At 72.0% G+C, this 16,724-nt stretch carries 14 protein-coding genes and 1 tRNA gene; 5 read left to right on the top strand and 10 right to left on the bottom strand.

Annotated features, from left to right (window positions below):
• Positions 1–85: 85 nt before the first annotated feature.
• Positions 86–1,477, top strand: a complete 1,392-nt coding sequence (locus ACFZBD_RS25410; RefSeq protein WP_391143560.1) for an FAD-dependent oxidoreductase — start codon at positions 86–88, stop codon at positions 1,475–1,477.
• 86 nt (positions 1,478–1,563) lie between these two features.
• On the opposite strand, the gene ACFZBD_RS25405 is transcribed toward ACFZBD_RS25410, so the two are convergent.
• Together ACFZBD_RS25405 and ACFZBD_RS25400 are read right to left on the bottom strand one after the other, a co-directional pair.
• The gene (locus ACFZBD_RS25405) at positions 1,564–3,660 is read right to left on the bottom strand and encodes a restriction endonuclease (RefSeq protein WP_391143559.1); all 2,097 of its coding nucleotides are present in this window, start codon (positions 3,658–3,660) and stop codon (positions 1,564–1,566) included.
• Between the two features lie 96 nt (positions 3,661–3,756).
• Positions 3,757–3,834, bottom strand: a tRNA-Thr gene (locus ACFZBD_RS25400).
• A gap of 209 nt (positions 3,835–4,043) precedes the next feature.
• Here ACFZBD_RS25400 and ACFZBD_RS25395 point away from each other — a divergent pair.
• From ACFZBD_RS25395 to ACFZBD_RS25385, 3 genes are all read left to right on the top strand, one after another.
• Positions 4,044–5,141: a sn-glycerol-3-phosphate ABC transporter ATP-binding protein UgpC gene (locus tag ACFZBD_RS25395; RefSeq protein ID WP_391144347.1), complete on the top strand. Its 1,098-nt coding sequence runs from the start codon at positions 4,044–4,046 to the stop codon at positions 5,139–5,141.
• Positions 5,142–5,369: 228 nt separating this feature from the next.
• Positions 5,370–5,783: a hypothetical protein gene (locus ACFZBD_RS25390; protein ID WP_391143556.1), complete on the top strand. Its 414-nt coding sequence runs from the start codon at positions 5,370–5,372 to the stop codon at positions 5,781–5,783.
• A gap of 53 nt (positions 5,784–5,836) precedes the next feature.
• Positions 5,837–6,553, top strand: a complete 717-nt coding sequence (locus tag ACFZBD_RS25385) for a sugar phosphate nucleotidyltransferase (protein WP_391143553.1) — start codon at positions 5,837–5,839, stop codon at positions 6,551–6,553.
• A gap of 157 nt (positions 6,554–6,710) precedes the next feature.
• Here ACFZBD_RS25385 and ACFZBD_RS25380 read toward each other — a convergent pair whose 3' ends face one another.
• From ACFZBD_RS25380 to ACFZBD_RS25355, 6 genes are all read right to left on the bottom strand, one after another.
• Positions 6,711–8,309: a DoxX family membrane protein gene (locus ACFZBD_RS25380; RefSeq protein WP_391143550.1), complete on the bottom strand. Its 1,599-nt coding sequence runs from the start codon at positions 8,307–8,309 to the stop codon at positions 6,711–6,713.
• 190 nt (positions 8,310–8,499) lie between these two features.
• Entirely contained in the window at positions 8,500–9,459 is a 960-nt protein-coding gene (gene rlmB / locus ACFZBD_RS25375) for a 23S rRNA (guanosine(2251)-2'-O)-methyltransferase RlmB (RefSeq protein WP_391143548.1), read from the bottom strand.
• Between the two features lie 76 nt (positions 9,460–9,535).
• Entirely contained in the window at positions 9,536–10,936 is a 1,401-nt protein-coding gene (gene cysS, locus ACFZBD_RS25370; RefSeq protein ID WP_391143545.1) for a cysteine--tRNA ligase, read from the bottom strand.
• 98 nt (positions 10,937–11,034) lie between these two features.
• Positions 11,035–11,538, bottom strand: coding sequence for a 2-C-methyl-D-erythritol 2,4-cyclodiphosphate synthase (gene ispF, locus ACFZBD_RS25365; protein ID WP_391143544.1), 504 nt, complete (start codon positions 11,536–11,538; stop codon positions 11,035–11,037).
• Entirely contained in the window at positions 11,528–12,277 is a 750-nt protein-coding gene (gene ispD / locus ACFZBD_RS25360) for a 2-C-methyl-D-erythritol 4-phosphate cytidylyltransferase (RefSeq protein ID WP_391143542.1), read from the bottom strand. Before ispD ends, ispF begins: the two co-directional genes overlap by 11 nt.
• 396 nt (positions 12,278–12,673) lie before the next feature.
• The gene (locus tag ACFZBD_RS25355; RefSeq protein ID WP_003953493.1) at positions 12,674–13,156 is read right to left on the bottom strand and encodes a CarD family transcriptional regulator; all 483 of its coding nucleotides are present in this window, start codon (positions 13,154–13,156) and stop codon (positions 12,674–12,676) included.
• A 671-nt stretch (positions 13,157–13,827) separates the two neighbouring features.
• Here ACFZBD_RS25355 and ACFZBD_RS25350 point away from each other — a divergent pair.
• The gene (locus ACFZBD_RS25350) at positions 13,828–14,436 is read left to right on the top strand and encodes a DUF461 domain-containing protein (protein WP_391143540.1); all 609 of its coding nucleotides are present in this window, start codon (positions 13,828–13,830) and stop codon (positions 14,434–14,436) included.
• 117 nt (positions 14,437–14,553) lie between these two features.
• On the opposite strand, the gene ACFZBD_RS25345 is transcribed toward ACFZBD_RS25350, so the two are convergent.
• Positions 14,554–15,234: a response regulator transcription factor gene (locus ACFZBD_RS25345; protein ID WP_015035162.1), complete on the bottom strand. Its 681-nt coding sequence runs from the start codon at positions 15,232–15,234 to the stop codon at positions 14,554–14,556.
• On the bottom strand, positions 15,231–16,517 hold the full coding sequence (locus ACFZBD_RS25340) for an ATP-binding protein (protein WP_391143538.1): 1,287 nt from the start codon (positions 16,515–16,517) through the stop codon (positions 15,231–15,233). Before ACFZBD_RS25340 ends, ACFZBD_RS25345 begins: the two co-directional genes overlap by 4 nt.
• Between the last annotated feature and the right edge of the window lie 207 nt (positions 16,518–16,724).

The raw sequence follows: 16,724 nt of genomic DNA, 5'->3' as shown, positions 1-16,724 counted from the left end.
CCCACCCCTCAACACCCGCCCGCCCCGGCACTCCAGTACCCTCCCGCCCACCAACCCCAGAGGCCCCACAGGGACAGAGGACACCATGAGCAGCACGGTCAACGGCGGCATATCGTTCTGGTACGCGCAGGAGGGCACCCCCGCCCCCCGCGAACCGCTGCCCGGCGACACCACCGCCGACGTCTGCATCGTCGGCGGCGGCTACACCGGCCTCTGGACCGCCTACTACCTCAAGAAGGCCGTCCCCTTCCTCGACATCACCGTCCTCGAAGCCTCGTTCTGCGGCTACGGCGCCTCCGGGCGCAACGGCGGCTGGCTCTACAACGGCATCGCCGGGCGCGACCGCTACGCCGCGCTCCACGGCCACGAGGCCGCCGTCCGCCTCCAGCAGGCGATGAACGACACCGTCACCGAGGTCGTCCGCGTCGCCGCCGAGGAGGGCATCGACGCCGACATCCATCAGGGCGGCGTCCTCGAGATCGCCCACACCCCCGCCCAGCTCGCCCGCCTGAAGGCCTTCCACGCCCGGGAGATCGCCTTCGGCGAGAAGGACCGCGAACTCTACGGAGCCCGCAGGACCGCCGACCGCATCCGTGTCACCGGCGCCGTCGGCTCCTCCTGGACCCCCCACGGCGCCCGGCTCCACCCCGCGAAGCTCGTCAAGGGCCTCGCCGACACCGTCGAGGCGCTCGGCGTCACCCTCCACGAGTCGACGCCCGTCACCGAGATCAAGCCCAAGCACGCCGTCACCCCGTACGGCACCGTCCGCGCCCCGTACGTCCTGCGCTGCACCGAGGGCTTCACCGCCTCGCTCGCCGGACAGCGCCGGGCCTGGCTGCCCATGAACTCCTCGATGATCGCCACCGAGCCCCTCACCGACGCCCAGTGGGACACCATCGGCTGGAACGGCCTGGAGACCCTCGGCGACATGGCCCACGCCTACATGTACGCCCAGCGCACCGCCGACGGCCGCATCGCGCTCGGCGGCCGCGGAGTCCCCTACCGCTACGGCTCCAGGACCGACAACGACGGCCGCACCCAGCCGCAGACCGTCGAGGCCCTCCGCGACATCCTCGTCCGCTTCATCCCCACCCTCGCCGGCATCGGCATCGACCACGCCTGGTCCGGCGTCCTCGGCGTCCCCCGCGACTGGTGCGCCACCGTCACCCTCGACCGCACCACCGGCCTCGGCTGGGCCGGCGGTTACGTCGGCTCCGGCGTCGCCACCAGCAACCTCGCCGCCCGCACCCTCCGCGACCTCATCCAGCAGGACTCGGGCCAGTCCGGCCCCACCGACCTCACCGCGCTCCCCTGGGTCGGCCACAAGGTCCGCAGGTGGGAACCGGAGCCGCTGCGCTGGCTCGGTGTCCAGGCGATGTACGCGGCCTACCGCGAGGCGGACCGCCGGGAGCGCACCACCCACCGCGCGGAGACCTCCCGCATCGCCCGTCTCGCCGACCGGCTCTCCGGCCGCTGACCCGCGCCGGCCCGACCGCGGAGTCCGGCACGCCGAAGGCCCCGGACCTCCCCCAGGCCCGGGGCCCCCGCCCGTGACCACTCCCCTTACTCCACCTCGATACCGAAGTCACCCACCAGCTCCGCCAATCCGCCGCGGTAGCCCTTGCCGCCCAGGACGAAGTCCCAGTCGCCCCCGGTCCGCCGCCGGAACGACCCCAGGACGAGCGCGGTCTCCCCCGCCCGGCCGTCCGACACGTCGAGCCGGTCCAACTCGGCGCCCGACCCGTCCCGCAGCCGGATCCCCGCGTCCGCGAACCCCGCCAGATCCGCGTCCGGGTTCACCTCCGGATCGACGGCCGCCACCAGCACCAGCCGGTCCGCCCGGGCGGGCAGGGCGTCGAACCCCACCCGGACGGCGGCCTTGTCGCCCCAGAGAGCGGGGACCATCCGCACCGCGCCCTCCGGCGTCGAGGCGTTGTTGAAGAAGACGAAGTGCTCCTCCCCCAGCACCCTGCCGCCCTCGCACACCAACGCGCACACGTCCAGGGCCACCGACCCCGACCACACCATCCCCAGCACGTTGGCGTCCTCGTCGTCCCCGGGCGGAACGGGCGCCACGGCCACCAGCGTCGGCGCCTCCGACGACACCCCCGTCCCCAACCGCCCCCGCAGACCGTGCTGGTGCAGCAGGTCCACCAGCTCCGCGCCCGAGATCAGCGTCAGCGGCTTGCCGTTGGCGAAGGCGTACGACCCCGGCCCGAACCCGGACGTCGTCACCAGCACCCCCTTGTTGGCGCCGGCCCCCTGCACCGTCCCGTACAGATCGCGCACCGCGCTCGGCGGCACCGTGTTCCGGTACCGCTTCGCCTGCACGATGATCGACCCGCCGCTGATCGGATCCGGATCCAGCGCCTCCACGTCGACACCGCCGTCGTTGGACCGGCGCGTCGTCACCGCCTGCAGCCCCCGCGCCCGGAACAGCTCGGCCACCAGACCCTCGAACGCGATCGGGTCCATCGCCAGCAGATCCGGCTCCTCGCCCTCGCCGTGCAGCTGCACGCCCGAACCGACCTGCTCCGGCACCGCCAGCGGCTGCACCACCACCCGCTCGTCCGGCTTCGTCGACAGCCGGCCCGACAGCGCCCCCGTCAGACAGTCCACCGCGCTGACCAGCTCCAGGTTCAGCCCGTCGAAGACCGTCCGCTCCACCCGCGCCGAGGCCAGACAGAGCCGGGCGGCCAGCCCCGTCGCCGGGTCCACCCCGTCCACGAAGCCGTTCAGCGCCACGCTCCGCAGCACCCCGAACCGGTCGGCGGCGAACAGCTCCCGCACCGCGAGCAGCACGCTCTGCGCCACCACGTCCCGGTACAGCGCCCGCCGCTGCGTCACCGGCCGCGGAACCTCCTTCTCCTGGTCCGTGCTGGGCAGGTACTTGACCCCCTTGGCCTCCGGCACCACGTCGAACCCCGGCAGGTCCCAGTCCAGAACCAGACCCCGGCCCGCACGGTCGTACGCGGCGGACACCTGCCGCGGGAACCCCTCCGGCCACGCCGTCGACGCGTACAGCACGGCCGAGAAGAACTCCACCACCGTCTCCGGATCGCCGTCCCGCAACGACTCCACCATCCCGGCGATCCCGCTGTTGTGCGCCCGGATCTCCGCCAGCCGCTCCGCGGCCCACGCGTCGTACTGCGCCCGGTAGGCGGCCAGCTGCTGCTGCCGCCGCGCCTCCGCCCCCTGCGCCGCGTACCAGTCCCGCTCGAACCGCGCCCGGGCCTCCTGCTCCGCCTGCGCCCGTCCGGACGCCGTCCAGCCGCCCTGCGCCTGGTAGTGCCGCTGGTCCGGCATCGCCACCGGCTGCCCGAGCGGCCCCGGAGCGAACGGCTCGACCTCCTCGGGCCGCCGCATCGCCTCCGCCCCGAACGCCGGCGCCCCGCACCCCCGCGCCAGCAGCCCCGACAACAGCTCGACCCGTTCGTCCAACTCCCGCGTCCGCCGCAGCGCGTCCGCGTCACGGTGCTGCCGGTACGCCGCCCGCTGCTCCCGCTGCATCCGCGCCACATCCCGCTCGTGCGCCCGCTGCGCCCGCTCCGCGTCCCGCTGCTGCCGCACCACCGCCTGCAGCTGCCCCTCCCGCTCCCGCTGCGCCACCCGCTGCGCCTCGGCCCAAGCCCCGATCAACCCACTGGAACGCCGGCTCATCCGCCGTACCCCTCCCCGGAAACACCCCACTCGTGCGTCTACGCCCCCGTAACGCACAAGTGTCCCGGACCAGAGCGGTCCGGGACACAGGAATCGTGGAGCCCCCTGTCGGATTCGAACCGACGACCTACGCATTACAAGTGCGGCGCTCTGGCCGGGCTGAGCTAAGGGGGCATCGCCCGCGGCGGTGCTCACGCGCGAGGCTCCCCCACTCTACACAGCGCCACGAACGGCCAGGGGACGAATTCCCCCGCCTCCCGCTACTGACAGACCGGACATCGCCAAGGTAGCGTCACCCCCAGTTCACTCCGGTGGACTACACCACATCCTTCCTTTACAACGGATCGTCCGGCACGTTCCTGCCGGTGAAGGGACACATCACCATGGCCTCCGTCACGTTCGACAAGGCGACCCGGCTCTACCCGGGGTCCGACAAGCCCGCCGTCGACCAGCTCGAGATCGAGATCGAGGACGGCGAGTTCCTCGTCCTCGTCGGCCCCTCCGGCTGTGGCAAGTCGACCTCCCTGCGCATGCTGGCCGGTCTGGAGGACGTCAACGGCGGCGCCATCCGCATCGGCGACCGCGACGTCACGCACCTGCCGCCCAAGGACCGGGACATCGCCATGGTGTTCCAGAACTACGCGCTCTACCCGCACATGACCGTCGCCGACAACATGGGCTTCGCCCTGAAGATCGCCGGCGTCAACAAGAGCGAGATCCGCGCCAAGGTCGAAGAGGCCGCGAAGATCCTCGACCTCACCCCGTACCTGGACCGCAAGCCGAAGGCGCTCTCCGGCGGTCAGCGCCAGCGCGTCGCCATGGGCCGTGCCATCGTGCGCGAGCCGCAGGTGTTCCTCATGGACGAGCCGCTGTCGAACCTCGACGCCAAGCTCCGCGTCTCCACCCGTACGCAGATCGCGTCGCTCCAGCGCCGCCTCGGCATCACCACGGTGTACGTCACCCACGACCAGGTCGAGGCGCTCACCATGGGCGACCGGGTGGCGGTCCTCAAGGACGGTCTGCTTCAGCAGGTCGACTCGCCGCGCAACATGTACGACCGGCCCGCGAACCTCTTCGTCGCCGGCTTCATCGGCTCCCCCGCCATGAACCTGGTCGAGGTGCCGATCACCGAGGGCGGCGTGAAGTTCGGCAACAGCATCGTCCCGGTCTCCCGCGACGCGCTGTCCGCCGCCTCCGCCCGGGGGGACCAGACGGTGACGGTCGGCATCCGCCCCGAGCACTTCGACGTCTCGGGCGCCACCAGCAAGGAGGGCCTGGCCGTCTCCGTTAACGTGGTCGAGGAGCTCGGCGCCGACGGTTACGTCTACGGCTCCGCCCGCGTCGGCAGCGAGGACAAGGACCTGGTGGTCCGCGTCGGCGGCCGCGCGGTGCCGGAGAAGGGCTCCACCCTGCACGTCGTGCCGCGCGCCGACGAGCTGCACGTCTTCTCGACGTCGACGGGCGAGCGCCTCTCCGGCTGACCGCCCCCGAAGCAGTGCGAACGGCCCCGCGTCCGAGTCGGACGCGGGGCCGTTCGCGTACCTCGGCGGCGCTCCGGGACGCTGTCGACAAATACCCCGGCAGACCCGTCAATTCGGACAGGATCCACGGCCCGGCGTCAACACGGGATTCGAAAAGACGCCTCGAACCATCCCTCGCGAGAGTGACTAAATGTCGCCATATCTGTACGGACCGCTACGCTCGCCTGCGTGACGCACACTGCCCGCCGTATCGGCCGCTCTCTCGCCCTCGTCCTGCCCGTCGTCCTGGTGCTCTCCGGCACGCTCGCGGTGTCCGCCGTTCCGTGGGCCGGCCAGGGCTCCGGGACCCAGATGCTGACCGCATCCTCCAAGGACGTCTCCGCCCCCGCCAAGTCCCGCGCCCCGCAGGATATTCTCCGCGACCGGCTCCTCGCAGAGCTTCAGGAGAAGGACCCCGGGACGGCTCTCACCCACCTGCAGCGCGAGGTCGAGAACCGCCCCTCGCTCGCCAAGCACTGCGTGTCGATCGCCCGCGCCCTCGGCCGTGCCGCCGTGCAGTACTACGGCCCCACGCGCGCCCAGTCCTACTCCCGTCCGGTCTGCGACACCTCCTTCGCGACGGGCGTGATGTACGCGAGCTGAACCGTCCACGCCGACAGCGGTTCAGCCTCACGAGGTACGCATATCGTTCCGGTATGCACACCACCCCGACGCAGGCCGTGGTCCTGGCGGGCGGCCAGGGCTCGCGCCTTCGCCCCTACACCGATGACCGCCCCAAGCCGATGGTCGAGATCCCGGGCACCGGGACCCCGATCATCGGCCATCAGCTTTCCTGGCTCGCCGACGAGGGCGTGACCGATGTCGTCGTCTCGTGCGGCCATCTCGCCGAGGTGCTCCAGGAGTGGCTGGCCTCCGCCGTCCTCCCCCTGCGCGTGACGACGGTCGTGGAGACGGAGCCGCTGGGCCGCGGCGGCGGACTGAAGTACGCGGCCGCGCGCCTGCCCGAGCCCGACCAGCCCTGGTACGCCACCAACGGCGACATCTGGACCCGCTTCTCCCTGCGGGAGATGGCCGAGTTCCATGCCGAGCGGGACGCCACCGCCACCCTCGCCCTCGCCCGCCCCCGGATCCCGTGGGGCGCCGTCGAGACCGACGCGTTCGGGCACATCACCGACTTCATCGAGTCGCCGCCGTCGCCGTATCTGATCAACGCGGGGGTGTACGTCTTCTCCGCGGCCTTCACCGACCTCCTGCCGGAGCTCGGCGACCACGAGCGGACGACGTTCCCCCGGCTGGCCCGTGAGCGGCGCCTGGCGGGCTTCCCGCTGCCCCAGGGGGCGTACTGGCGGGCCATCGACACGGCGAAGGACCTGACCGAGGCGGCGAAGGAACTGTCGGCTCACGGGGCCTGACAGCCGCTCGTACGACTCTCTCGCGTACGACTCCCTCGTACGGCCTTCTCGCAGGAGCCTCGTACGGCCTCTCGTACGCCACCGCCCGGCGGGTACGCGAAGGGCGGCACCGCGGATGCGCGGTGCCGCCCTTCTTCGTCGTCCGGCGGGCCGGGGGTCAGCCCAGCAGGCCGCCGATGGGGTTGCGGTTCCCGCCGCCGGTCGAGCCGCCGTCCGTGCTGCCGCCGTCGCCGCCGCCGCCGGAGCCGCCGCTGTTGCCACCGCCGCTGCCGCCACTGCTGGTGGGGCCGGAGCCGGTGGACGGCGGGGGCGCGGGCTTGGACTGCGTCGGGGAGCTGTCGGTGCCGCGGGTGGCGGTGGGCCGGCTCTCCTCGATGCGGCCGGTCTCCCGCACGGTCTCGGTCGGAGCGGCGCTCTCCTCGTCCTCGCGCTCGCCGCTCGCGCCGGCGGTCTCCGACGGCTTGGGGCGGACGGAGGCGGAGGTGGAGGGGGTGCGCTCGCCGGGCTCCTGCGGGAGGGGCTGGCCGGGGAGGTGGTTGATCGGGTCGTCGTTCGGCCCGGGCACGGTGACCATGTCGGTGGAGCGGACGGCTCCGCCGAGCATGGAGCCGGTGAGGAGCGTGAGGCCGACGACGACGGCGGTGACGACGGCGCCCCGGCGCAGGACGCGGCGGCGCAGGTCCCAGAGTGCGGAGCGGGGCCCGAGGGTGCGCCAGGCTTCGCCGGCGAGGCGTCCGTCGATGGAGTAGACGGGGGCGCCGGCGATGACGAGGGGCGACCAGGCGGCGAGGAAGATGATGTCCGGGGCGTCGTAGACGGGGACGCTCTTCCAGCTGACGGTGAGGATCAGGGCCGCGGAGAGCAGGGCGCCGAAGACGGCGGCGACGCGCTGCCAGAGCCCGAGAACGGTCAGGACGCCGACGACGACCTGGAGGAAGGCGACGGTCAGGCCGGCGCCGACGGGGTGCTGGAGGGCGAAGTCCCGCAGGGGTTCGGCGAGGGCCCAGGGGTGCAGCGAGTTGAGCCACTTGACCATGGAGCCGCGCTCGCCGCCGTCGAAGTAGACGGGGTCGCAGAGCTTGCCCATGCCGGCGTAGATGGAGATGAAGCCGAGGAAGACGCGGAGCGGGAGGAGGACGACGCCGAGGTTCATGCGGCGCCCGGGGTAATAGGCGTGCCGGACGGTCTCGGCGCCGTGCCGGTGGGAGCGGGCGCGCTCCGTGTCGGTGTCGTCGGCCTCCGGGCCCTCGTCGCCGTAGGCGGGGCGGTACGGCGGGGAGTAAGCGTCGTCCTGCGGCGGGTCGTAGGCCCCTTCGGCGCGCCGCATGGGCGGCAGCAGCGGGGGCGCGTCGCCGGTGACGACCGGGGTCGGCATGGTGTCGTCGATGCGCGGGATGGCCTGGGTGGCGCCCGCCTGGTGGGTCGCGGGCGGCTCCAGCGTGGAGACGGAGGACTCGCGCATGGCCTGGAGGAGTCCGGTCGCGCCGGGGTCGCCCGGTGCGGACTTCCCGGTCCAGACGACGGGGCGGCGGCGGCCCGCCGCGCCGGCGGCCGCGCCCGCGGCCGCTCCGGCTCCGCCGAGTACGGAGAGGCGGGGGGCGACGGCGAACTTCGGCTGCTGGGCGGTCGGCGCGAGCCGCACACGGAAGCTGGCGTGGTTCACGATGACCTGCGCGGGGTCGGAATCCACTTTGACCATGCTCAGCGCGGGCTGATCGTCGAACCCCGGCCGGGGCGTTCTGGTGTCCACACTCATCTAACCGAGTGACGCGGGATAAGGACACTGCCTTGACGGGCAGTGAATGTCCGAGACCCGTCAAGATCGCCCGTGCGGGGAAAGGGCCCAGCTCAGCGAGGTGGACCCTTTCCCGGAGTACGCCGAACGAGGGGGCGTACGGAGTGTCGGCGCGCGCGCCGCGGGGCGGCTCGCCCGGCGCGAAGCGCCGTCAGCGGGTGCGGCGGCGGGCGACCTCGTAGAGGACGATGCCCGCGGCGACGCCGGCGTTCAGCGACTCGGCGCCACCGGGCATCGAGATGCGGACGCGGTAGTCGCAGGTCTCGCCGACGAGACGGCCGAGGCCCTTGCCCTCGCTGCCGATGACGATGACGACGGGGCCGTCGAGCGCTTCCAGGTCCTCGACGGTGTGCTCGCCGTCGGCGGCGAGGCCGACGACCGTGAGGCCCTCCTTCTGGAAGCCCTCCAGGGCGCGCGTCAGGTTGGTGACGCGGGAGACCGGGGTGCGGGCGGCGGTGCCGGCCGAGGACTTCCAGGCGCCGGCGGTCATGCCGGCGGCGCGGCGCTCGGGGACGACGACGCCGTGGCCGCCGAAGGCGGAGACGGAGCGGACGATCGCGCCGAGGTTGCGGGGGTCGGTGACGCCGTCGAGGGCGACGATCAGCGGGTCCTCGTGGGCGTCGTAGGCGGCCGCGGTGAGGTCCTCGGGGTGGGCGTACTCGTAGGGCGGGACCTGGAGGACGAGGCCCTGGTGGTTCAGGCCGTTCGTCATCCGGTCGAGCTCCTGGCGCGGGGCCTCCATCAGGTTGATGTTGCCGCGCTCGCCGGCGAGCTTGAGGACGTCGCGGACGCGCTCGTCGTTGTCGATGAACTGCTGGACGTAGAGCGTGGTGGCGGGGACGCCGTCGCGCAGCGCCTCGAAGACCGGGTTACGGCCGACGACCATCTCCGAGGTGCCCTTGGGGCCGCCTCGGCGCGGGGCGGGGCGCCGGGTGGCGGCCTGCCTCGCCTGGGCGTTGGCGACGCGGTTCTTCTTGTGACCCTTGCGGGCGGAGGCGGGCGGCGTGGGGCCCTTGCCCTCGAGGCCCTTGCGCCGCTGGCCACCGCTGCCGACCGTCGCACCCTTCTTGTTGGACGTGCGACGGTTCCTGCGCTGGCTGTTCCCGGCCATGACTACCTATTCCTCGGTGTTGCGTGCATAAGTCTGTAGATGAAGTGTGCCGCCCGGTGGCCCGGGCGGCACGTCTTCAGCGGTTGCCGAGCGTCCAGCGGGGGCCCTCGGGGCTGTCCTCGACGGCGAGGCCGGACTGGGTGAGCTGGTCGCGGATCGCGTCCGCGGTGGCCCAGTCCTTGCGCTCGCGGGCCGATTCGCGCTGCTGGAGCACGACGCGTACGAGTGTGTCGACGACGCCGTGGAGGTCCTCGCCGCGGTCGGCCTCGCCGGCCCAGTGCGGGTCGAGCGGGTCGAGTCCGAGGACGCCGAGCATGGCGCGTACCTCGGCGAGGCGGGCGATGGCCTCGTCCTTGTCGTCGGCGGCCAGGGCGCTGTTGCCCTGCCGGACGGTGGTGTGGATGATCGCGAGCGCCTGCGGGACGCCCAGGTCGTCGTCCATGGCCTCGGCGAAGGCGAGGGGCACGTCCGGGGCGGGCGGGACGGTCTTGCCGGCCTTCTCGGTGACGCGCTGGACGAAGCCCTCGATCCGCGCGAACGCGGCCTCGGCCTCGCGCAGGGCGTCCTCGCTGTACTCGATCATCGAGCGGTAGTGCGGGGTGCCGAGGTAGTAGCGCAGGACGATGGGGCGCCAGTGCTTGACCATCTCGGAGACGAGGACGGAGTTGCCGAGGGACTTCGACATCTTCTCGCCGCTCATGGTGACCCAGGCGTTGTGCACCCAGTACGAGGCGAAGTCGTCGCCGTAGGCCTTGGCCTGGGCGATCTCGTTCTCGTGGTGCGGGAAGATCAGGTCGAGGCCGCCGCCGTGGATGTCGAAGGCGGAGCCCAGGTACTTGTGCGCCATCGCCGAGCACTCCAGGTGCCAGCCGGGGCGGCCGCGGCCCCACGGCGTCTCCCAGTCGGGCTCGCCGGGCTTGGTCGCCTTCCACATGGCGAAGTCGCGCGGGTCGCGCTTGCCGGTGATGCCGTCCTCGGCGGGCTGGCGCAGGTCGTCGATGTCCTGGTTGGACAGGGCGAGGTAGCCAGGGAAGGAGCGCACGTCGAAGTAGACGCTGCCGTCGGCCTCGTAGGCGTGCCCGCGCTCGATGAGGCCGCGCATCATCTCGACCATCTCGGTGATGTGACCGGTGGCGCGGGGCTCGTACGTCGGCGGGAGGCAACCGAGGGCGTCATAGCCGGAGTTGAAGGCGCGCTCGTTGTCGTAGCCGATGGACCACCAGGGGCGGCCCTGGTCGACCGCCTTGGCGATGATCTTGTCGTCGATGTCGGTGACGTTGCGGATGAACGTGACGTCGTACCCGCGGTACTCGAACCAGCGGCGCATGATGTCGAAGTTCAGCCCCGACCGGATGTGGCCGATGTGCGGGGCGGCCTGCACGGTGGCACCGCAGAGGTAGATCGAGACACAGCCCGGTGTGAGCGGGGTGAAATCACGGATCTGCCGGGCGCTGGTGTCGTACAGGCGAATAGTCACCACTCCAGGGTAGTGGCCGTGTGGTAGTGCCCCGCGACCGATTGCCGGTCGCGGGGCACGAATTTTCCGTACGGGGACGGGGCGGCGGGCCCGTCCCGTCAGGGGGCGCGGTAGACGAGGGCCGTCGCGATCGCGGCCAGGCCCTCGGCTCGGCCGGTGAGGCCGAGGCCGTCGGTGGTGGTGCCGGAGACGGAGACGGGCGCGCCGGCCGCCGCGCTCAGCGCCTTCTGCGCCTCGTCGCGGCGCTTGCCGACCTTGGGGCGGACGCCGATGACCTGGACGGCGACGTTGCCGATCTCGTACCCCTCGGCCCGGACGATCCGGGCGGCCTCGGCGAGGAGGGTGACGCCGGAGGCGCCGGACCACTCGGGGCGGGAGGTGCCGAAGTGGGCGCCGAGGTCGCCGATGCCGGCGGCGGAGAAGAGGGCGTCGCAGGCGGCGTGGGCGGCGACATCGCCGTCGGAGTGGCCGGCGAGGCCGTAGCCGTCGTTCTCGGGCCCGTCCCAGAGCAGACCGGCGCACCACAGCTCACGGCCCTGTTCGAAGGCGTGGACGTCGGTGCCGATACCGGTCCTGGGGACGAGGGGGAGGTCAGAAGCCATCGTTGGCCCTCCTGCGGGCGAGTACGGCCTCGGCGAGGACGAGGTCGAGGGGGCGGGTCACCTTGAACGCCTCCTCGTGGCCGGGGACGACGACGACCGGTGCGCCGAGGCGTTCGACCATGCCGGCGTCGTCGGTGGCGCCGTCGCCGGTGAGGGCGATGGTGGCGTGCGCGTTGACGAGGGTGTCGTGGTCGAAGCCCTGCGGGGTCTGGACGGCGCGGAGCCGGGAGCGCTCGGGGGTGGCGACGACCTGTTCGGGCCGGCCCTTCTCCGCGGCGGGCTCGACCTCCTTGACGGTGTCCGCGAGGGGCAGCGCGGGGACGACGGCGACGGCGCCGTCGCGGACGGCCTCGATGACCGCGTCGACGGTGTCGACGGGGACGAGGGGGCGGGCCGCGTCGTGGACGAGGACCGTGGTGATGCCCTCGGGGAGTGCTTCGAGACCGAGCCGCACGGATTCCTGGCGGGTCTCGCCGCCGGGGACGACGAGGTAGTCGGTGCGCTCGGGGAGGGCGTGGGTGTCGAGGAGGTTCTTGACCTCGGGGGCGCCGTCGGAGGGGGCGACCACGACGACGAGGGAGACCGCGCGGGAGGCGGCCATCGCGCGGACGGCGTGGATGAGGATGGGGGTGCCGTTCAGCGCCCGGAGCGCCTTGGGGGCGCCCGGGCCGAGCCGTACGCCCCGGCCGGCCGCGGGGATCACCACGGCGGTACGGACAGGACGCGCTGGGTCTGTCATTGGTTGCACTCCGGCAGGTTTGTTTCCTCGGCCGACATGGGTATGGCCTCACCGTGCCGGACGCGACGCCTTGACCGGGCCCTTTCCGTGACGACGGTCGGGGGCGTATCGCGGCGGGCACAGGGGATGTGGCGCGAGGGGACCAAGGGGACAGGGACTGCGGGGCTTTTTTCCGTGAACGACCGCGCGGTGCCGGGAGCCTTCCCTGGGCGCCGTGCGGTGCCGTGCGGCCAGGGCCGCGACGCCGGTCGGACGTCGGTCGGGAGTCCACGGACGTGGGGTGGTTCGGTGCAGTGATGCTGGGGCAGGTCAGGTGCGGGAGATGGACATGCCGCAGCGCCCGGCGACGGCACTGTGATCTTCACAGCACGTCATCGGGCACCGCGGCATCGCTGCTCAGGACGCGAGGACCTCGTCGAGGAGAGCCTCGGCCTTGTCCTCGTTCGTGTTCTCCGCGAGAGCAAGCTCGCTCACCAGGATCTGCCGAGCCTTGGCGAGCATGCGCTTCTCACCTGCGGAAAGCCCGCGCTCGCGCTCCCGGCGCCACAGGTCGCGCACTACTTCGGCGACCTTGATGACATCGCCGGAGGCGAGCTTCTCGAGATTTGCCTTGTAGCGTCGGGACCAGTTCGTGGGCTCTTCGGCGTACGGCGCGCGCAGCACCTCGAAGACCCGGTCCAGCCCATCCTGACCGACCACGTCGCGAACTCCGACGAACTCCGCATTGTCCGCCGGCACACGAACCGTCAGGTCGCCCTGGGCGACCTTGAGCACCAAGTAGGTCTTGTCCACGCCTTTGATCTGGCGAGTTTCGATGGCCTCGATCAGCGCGGCCCCGTGATGGGGATAGACCACGGTGTCGCCAACCTTGAACGTCATGTGACAGGTACCCCTTCCGTGGCTATCCAGGGTAACACGGATACGGCTTCTTCTGAATGGCGTTTTCGCAGGTCAGGGCATATCTCGGGGCTTGACAACAGCAACACGAACGTGCTGCGACGGGCTTCCGGAAGGGGGTATTCGCAGGTCGGAGCCGCTGCGCGGACGGAGGGATACGCGGACGTTACACCCATCCGGGGCCGGACGAAGAAGGTGCGATGTCCCGGTTTGTCGGGTTCGGCGCGCCCCTCTTCGCGTACTCCGTTCGAGGATCGGTCACTCGTACGGATGCATCCCGGCGCGAATCCCGAATTGATCACCGCGAGACCGCCCGTCGCTTTTCCGCGGGGAGGCTCACGGAATACGCGGCCCACCCTCGAATTGATCACGACGGTTATGTGAACGGCGGGTCAATGGGCCGTGATCCGGCCGTGGCGCGAAACATCGGGAGCGGCGGAGCCGGGAGTGTCGCGCGCGCCGCCCCCCGCCTCCGGCGCGCGGACGGAGCGCACCGGAGCGCCGAAGGGGCGGGTCGGGTGCGGGACGGAGAGTGCGGCTCGGTAACCTGAGCGCGCTGACGCACCATGAGTTCACCCGTGGCCGGTTGTTCCACGTTCGACCCCAGCCGGCCTGTCCCTCGCCCGTCCGTACGCCTAGGAGATGCCGCCGCCGTGAGCCGCAGCCTTCGACGCGGCGCCCTCGCCGCCACCGCCATCGTGTTCTCGATCGCCTCGCTGTCCGCATGTGGCGCGGGGAACAACGCGCAGACGCTCGGCGTCCGGCCGGACAACGCCGCCGTCTCGGTGGACGACGTCAAGATCCAGAACGCGCTCGTGATCACCCAGCCGGACGCCGCCGTGAAGGGCCCGGCCGTCGTCTCGGCCACGGTCTTCAACAACGGCACCACGCCCCAGACGCTCGACGCGATCACCCTGCCCGGCACCAACGCGACGGTGACGCTGAAGCCCGCCCAGGGCACCGGCCCGATCACCGTCCCCGCGCTGGGCTCGGTCATCATCGGCGGCAAGGGCAACGCCTCCGCCACGATCGAGACCGGCCACGAGGCCGCGAAGAACGGCAACGCGCAGGACGTCGTCTTCAAGCTGAGCAAGACCGGTGACGTGGGCCTGGAGGCCTTCGTCGTCCCGGCGACCAGCTACTTCAAGGAGTTCGGCCCGGTCGAGGTCCCGAAGCCGCCGGGCACCTCCCCGTCGCCGTCGGCCACGCCGACGGGCGAGGCGGAGCACGGGGGCGAGGCGGACCACGAGGCCGGTCACTGACGGCCCGTACACGGCCGTACGGGCCCGCCGGGACCGTACCCAGGCATGGGAGAAGGGGCGCCCCGTTCGGGGCGCCCCTTCTCCGCGTCACGGGCTCCGGTCGGCCCGGCGGTCCGCCTACGGCTCGAACTTGTAGCCCAGACCGCGCACCGTCACCAGATAGCGCGGCGCGCCCGGGTCGGGCTCGATCTTGGCGCGCAGGCGCTTGACGTGGACGTCGAGGGTCTTGGTGTCGCCGACGTAGTCCGCGCCCCAGACCCGGTCGATCAGCTGCATCCGGGTCAGGACCCGGCCGGCGTTGCGCAGGAGCATCTCCAGCAGGTCGAACTCCTTCAGCGGGAGGTCGACCTTGCCGCCCGCGACCGTGACGACGTGGCGGTCCACGTCCATGCGGACCGGGCCGGCCTCCAGCGCCGCCGGCGTGACCTCCTCCGGCTCGCCGCGGCGGCGCAGGACCGCCCGGATGCGGGCGACCAGCTCGCGCGAGGAGAAGGGCTTGGTCACGTAGTCGTCGGCTCCTATCTCCAGGCCGACGACCTTGTCGATCTCGCTGTCCTTGGCCGTCACCATGATGACCGGGACGTTGGACCGGCCGCGCAGCTGGCGGCAGACCTCGGTGCCCGGCAGCCCGGGCAGCATCAGGTCGAGGAGCACGAGGTCCGCTCCGTTGCGCTCGAACTCGTCGAGGCCGTCGGGCCCGGTCGCGGCGACCGCGACCTCGAAGCCTTCCTTGCGGAGCATGTACGACAGGGCGTCGCTGAAGGATTCCTCATCCTCGACGACGAGCACTCGGGTCACGGAAGGACCTCCGGGGCAGGTTCGGTCATGAGATCGGGGGTGGGAGAGACGGAGGGGGAGCCGTGCGAGCGGCGGTCCCGTACGGCACCCGCCTCGGGGAGCCGCAGGGTGAAGGTGGAACCCTGGCCTTCGGTGCTCCACACGGAGACCTCCCCGCCGTGCGAGGCGGCCACGTGCTTGACGATGGCCAGGCCGAGACCCGTACCGCCGGTGGCGCGGGAACGGGCCGGGTCGACGCGGTAGAAGCGCTCGAAGATGCGCTCCTTGTCCTTGTCGGGGATGCCGATGCCCTGGTCGGTGACGGCTATCTCGATGAGGTCGCCGCCGGGCGCGGTGATCTTGCGGGCCGCGATGCCGACGCGGGTGCGCGCCGGCGAGTAGTTGACGGCGTTCTCGACGAGGTTGCCGAGGGCGGCGGCGAGCTGGCCGCGGCTGCCCCAGACGAACAGGTCGGCGGAGCCGCCCTCCCGTCGCCCACCACCGCCCTGTTCGGGCCCTTCGGGCAGCCACACGTTCGAAGCCATGGTGATCTGCTTGGTGGTGGCGGTGTGCCGGGAGCGGTCGATGGCCTCGGCGACCAGCTCGTCGACGCGTACCGGCTCGGAGTCCTCCAGCGGGTCGTCGTTCTGCACCCGGGAGAGGTCGATGAGCTCCTGGACGAGGTTGGTGAGGCGGGTCGCCTCGATCTGCATGCGGCCGGCGAAACGGGTGACCGCCTCGGGGTCGTCCGAGGCGTCCATGACGGCCTCGGAGAGCAGCGAGAGCGCGCCGGTGGGCGTCTTGAGCTCGTGGCTCACGTTGGCGACGAAGTCGCGGCGTACCGCCTCGATGCGGCGCGCCTCGGTGAGGTCCTCGACCAGGAGGAGCACCAGGCGGGAGCCGAGCGGTGCGACGCGGGCGGAGACGGCGAGGGCTTCGCCGCGTCCGGTGCCGCGCCGGGGCAGGTCCAGCTCCACCTGCCGTATCTCTCCGTCGCGGCGGGTGTCGCGGGCCATGTTGAGCATCGGCTCGACGGCCAGCTTCCCGCCGCGGACCAGGCCGAGGGCGTACGCCGCCGAGCTGGCCTTGACGACCGAGTCGCTCTCGTCGAGGACGACCGCGGAGGAGCGCAGGACGGACAGGACGGTGTCGACGCCGGGCGGGAGCACGGCGTCGGTGTGCAGGGAGGTACGAGTGGGTCGCGCCTGGTCGCGTTCGCTCCAGCGGAACGCCAGCATGGCGATCACGCCGGTGCACACCCCGGCGATCGCTGCCAATGCGGCGACTGCCGCGTTCACGTCCATGCCATCAAGGTTATGCGGGGCGGAGGACACTCTCCCAGCCGTGCGAGTGGCTGCTCGAACAGTCGTCGCCCAGAGTTCACCATGGGGACGGCGCCGGTTCATTTGCCCCCAGCGGTGCGCCGGCGTGCGTCGCCCAGAGTTCACCGAGGGGAAAGAGTCGGTTCATGTGAGCGGGAGGAACCCGACGCGTACGGGTCCGAACGTGGC

This window comes from Streptomyces sp. NPDC008121, assembly GCF_042957155.1.
Lineage (GTDB): Bacteria > Actinomycetota > Actinomycetes > Streptomycetales > Streptomycetaceae > Streptomyces.
This window is presented reverse-complemented; position numbering and strand designations above follow the sequence as displayed.

Coding starts and splice junctions, on each gene's coding strand:
- rlmB (WP_391143548.1), bottom strand. CDS start 9,459: ATGGCCGGGAACAGCCAGCGCAGGAACCGTCGCACGTCCAACAAGAAG.
- ACFZBD_RS25355 (WP_003953493.1), bottom strand. CDS start 13,156: ATGACGTTCAAGGTTGGCGACACCGTGGTCTATCCCCATCACGGGGCC.
- ACFZBD_RS25395 (WP_391144347.1), top strand. CDS start 4,044: ATGGCCTCCGTCACGTTCGACAAGGCGACCCGGCTCTACCCGGGGTCC.
- ispF (WP_391143544.1), bottom strand. CDS start 11,538: ATGGCTTCTGACCTCCCCCTCGTCCCCAGGACCGGTATCGGCACCGAC.
- ACFZBD_RS25410 (WP_391143560.1), top strand. CDS start 86: ATGAGCAGCACGGTCAACGGCGGCATATCGTTCTGGTACGCGCAGGAG.
- ispD (WP_391143542.1), bottom strand. CDS start 12,277: ATGACAGACCCAGCGCGTCCTGTCCGTACCGCCGTGGTGATCCCCGCG.
- ACFZBD_RS25405 (WP_391143559.1), bottom strand. CDS start 3,660: ATGAGCCGGCGTTCCAGTGGGTTGATCGGGGCTTGGGCCGAGGCGCAG.
- ACFZBD_RS25340 (WP_391143538.1), bottom strand. CDS start 16,517: ATGGACGTGAACGCGGCAGTCGCCGCATTGGCAGCGATCGCCGGGGTG.
- ACFZBD_RS25385 (WP_391143553.1), top strand. CDS start 5,837: ATGCACACCACCCCGACGCAGGCCGTGGTCCTGGCGGGCGGCCAGGGC.
- ACFZBD_RS25380 (WP_391143550.1), bottom strand. CDS start 8,309: ATGAGTGTGGACACCAGAACGCCCCGGCCGGGGTTCGACGATCAGCCC.